This window comes from Streptomyces morookaense, from assembly GCF_013030945.1.
Classification (GTDB): Bacteria; Actinomycetota; Actinomycetes; order Streptomycetales; family Streptomycetaceae; genus Streptomyces; species Streptomyces morookaensis.
The window spans coordinates 1-451 of the sequence record NZ_JABBXF010000223.1 but is presented as its reverse complement, the minus strand read 5'-3'; the positions used below and the strand labels follow the sequence as shown (position 1 = coordinate 451).

At 67.0% G+C, this 451-nt stretch carries 1 protein-coding gene; it reads right to left on the bottom strand.

The features are described 5' to 3' along the window. The coding region (locus tag HG542_RS34265; protein WP_171088346.1) for a flavodoxin-dependent (E)-4-hydroxy-3-methylbut-2-enyl-diphosphate synthase at nt 1-451 on the bottom strand (451 nt) is incomplete at both ends.

Genomic DNA, 451 nt, shown 5'->3' with positions numbered 1-451 from the left:
GTGGCCTTGCCGTACTTCTCCAGCAGCCGCCGGTCCAGCGAACCCGCGTTCACCCCGATCCGGATCGGGGTACCCGCCTCGGAGGCCGCCTTCGCGATCTCCTTGACCTTGTCGTCGAACTGCTTGATGTTGCCCGGATTCACCCGCACCGCCGCACAGCCCGCATCGATCGCGGCGAAGACGTACTTGGGCTGGAAGTGGATGTCCGCGATGACCGGGATCTGCGACTTCGCCGCGATCACCTTCAGCGCATCCGCATCGTCCTGCGTCGGACACGCCACCCGCACGATCTGGCAGCCCGAAGCCGTCAGCTCCGCGATCTGCTGCAGCGTCGCACCGATGTCGGAGGTACGCGTCGTCGTCATCGACTGGACCGACACCGGGGCGTCACCACCGACGGCCACGGACCCGACCTGGATCTTCCGGCTGACACGACGGTCGGCCAGCTTGG